Here is a 2,225-nt window from a genome sequence, read left to right on the forward strand (position 1 = left end):
ACGTCCCGCCCGCCGAGGCACGCCGGGACCGGGCGGTGCCGCCGCTGTCGGACTGCACCCGGTCCACCGGCCCGTACCAGCGCCGGGTCGAGCACCACCTCGGACTTCCCGCCGACGGCAGGCAGTCGGCCGCGGACTGCCGGGTGATCCGCGCCTGGCAGCTGCGGGAGCGCATCGAGCCGGCCATCGGTTTCGCCGGCCCTGCCAGCGGGGGCCGGGTCCAACTGGTCCGCGCGGCCGCCGACCCGAACGCCCGCGGCGACTGCCCGGTCGTGCGGGCCCGGATCGCCTGCGTGGACCTGTCGCGCGGCCTGATGTGGGTGCAGCGGGGCGAGAAGGTGCTGTTCGGCCCGGTCCCGGTCCGCAGCGGACGGGCGGGCCATCCCACCCGCACCGGCTCCCACCGGGTGTACCGGCGCAGCAAGGACCACGCGTCCCCGCTGTACGGGACCCCGATGCCGTTCGCCCAGTTCTTCGACGGCGGCCAGGGGTTCCACGGGGTGTACGGCAACATCCACGCCCCGGGGGGCGGGTCGTACGGCTGCGTCAACCTCGTCTACCGCGACGCGGAACGCCTGTGGGAGGTGCTGCGCCGGGGCGACCGGGTCGAGGTGTGGGGCCGGCGGAACTGACACCACCGGCGCCCGCGGCTCGGCGTCCCTCCCCGGAGCGGCACCGCCCCCGCCCCCGCCCTGCCCCGAACCCCGGTCGTCCGCCCGCCCGGTGGGAGCCGTTCCGCGTGCCCCGGGCCGCTCACCGTCCGCCGCCGCGCACGCCCGGGCCGCCCCGGTGAGACACTGGGGGCGATGAACGCACAACCCATGCGGGCCCGCGCCGAGATCGATCTCGCCGCCTACCGGTCCAACATCCGCGCGCTGCGGGCCCGTGCGCCCCGTTCCGAGCTGATGGCCGTCGTCAAGGCCGACGCCTACGGCCACGGGATGCTGCCCTGCGCCCGAGCCGCCCGCGAGGCCGGGGCGACCTGGCTCGGGACCGCCACGCCCGAGGAGGCGCTGGCCCTGCGCGCCGCGGGCGACACCGGCCGCGTCCTGTGCTGGCTGTGGACCCCGGGCGGCCCCTGGCGGGAGGCCGTCGAGGCGGATCTCGACGTATCGGTCAGCGGTCTGTGGGCGCTGCGCGAGGCGGTGGCCGCCGCCCGCGCCTGCGGCCGTACCGCCAGGGTGCAGCTGAAGATCGACACCGGTCTGGGCCGGAGCGGCTGCCAGCCGCACGACTGGCCCGAACTGACCACCGCCGCCCGCGCGGCCGAGGCCGAGGGCGTGATCGCGGTGACCGGCGTCTGGTCGCACTTCGCGTGCGCGGACGAGCCCGGTCACCCGTCGATCGCCGCGCAGCAGTCCGTCTACCGCGAGGCGCTGGCCGGCGCCGAACGGGCCGGACTCCGCCCCGAGGTCCGGCACATCGCGAACTCGGCGGCCCTGCTGACCCTCCCGGAGAGCCACTACGACCTGGTGCGCGCCGGCATCGCGACGTACGGCGTGTCGCCGAGCCCGGAGGTCGGCCACCCGGCCGACTTCGGGCTGCGCGGAGTGATGACGCTCGCGGCGCGCCTCGCGGGCGTGAAGCGCGTCCCCGGCGGCCACGGCGTCAGCTACGGCCACCGCTACACGACTCCGGCCGAGACGACGCTCGCCCTGGTGCCGGTCGGTTACGCGGACGGCATTCCCCGGCACGCCTCGGGCAGCGGCCCGGTGCTGGTCGGCGGCAAGTGGCGGACGGTCGCGGGCCGGGTCGCGATGGACCAGTTCGTGGTCGATCTGAACGGCGACCACGCGGAGGCGGGCGAGGAGGTCGTCCTCTTCGGCCCGGGCGACGGCGGGGAGCCGACCGCGGAGGACTGGGCGCACGCCGCCGGGACCATCGGATACGAGATCGTGACCCGGATCGGGGCCAGGGTGCCGCGAGTGCACCGCGCCGACGGCCCCGCCTGACGGATGATGAGGCGTACCGCCGGGTAGCAGCGCAGGGAGATCCCGTCGGGTCGCGTGGGGCCACGGCGGCAGGAGCGGCCCGGGGCACCCGGAGGGCCCCGGGCGGCGGAAAGGTCCCGGGCCGGAAAGCCCGGGCGCACGGCAGGGACCGGCTGCGCGCGGGGACCGGGGCGCAGGGACGGCTCCGGGGAAGGAACGGATCCGGGTGCCCGCACGGGCCCGGGTGCGCGGAACGGGCCGTACGGACGGATGAGGAGCGGCACGACGATGGCC

At 77.0% G+C, this 2,225-nt stretch carries 2 protein-coding genes; both read left to right on the forward strand.

Annotated features, from left to right (window positions below; translation table 11 throughout):
• Positions 1–632 (forward strand): L,D-transpeptidase (locus GCU69_RS07555; RefSeq protein WP_156205473.1); only part of this gene is annotated, 632 nt, incomplete at its 5' end.
• Between the two features lie 174 nt (positions 633–806).
• Positions 807–1,952, forward strand: a complete 1,146-nt coding sequence (alr, locus tag GCU69_RS07560; protein WP_156205474.1) for an alanine racemase — start codon at positions 807–809, stop codon at positions 1,950–1,952.
• The last annotated feature ends 273 nt before the right edge of the window (positions 1,953–2,225 follow it).

The sequence above is a fragment of the Streptomyces lycii genome (genome assembly GCF_009735685.1).
Classification (GTDB): domain Bacteria; phylum Actinomycetota; class Actinomycetes; order Streptomycetales; family Streptomycetaceae; genus Streptomyces; species Streptomyces lycii.

Coding starts and splice junctions, on each gene's coding strand:
- alr (WP_156205474.1), top strand. CDS start 807: ATGAACGCACAACCCATGCGGGCCCGCGCCGAGATCGATCTCGCCGCC.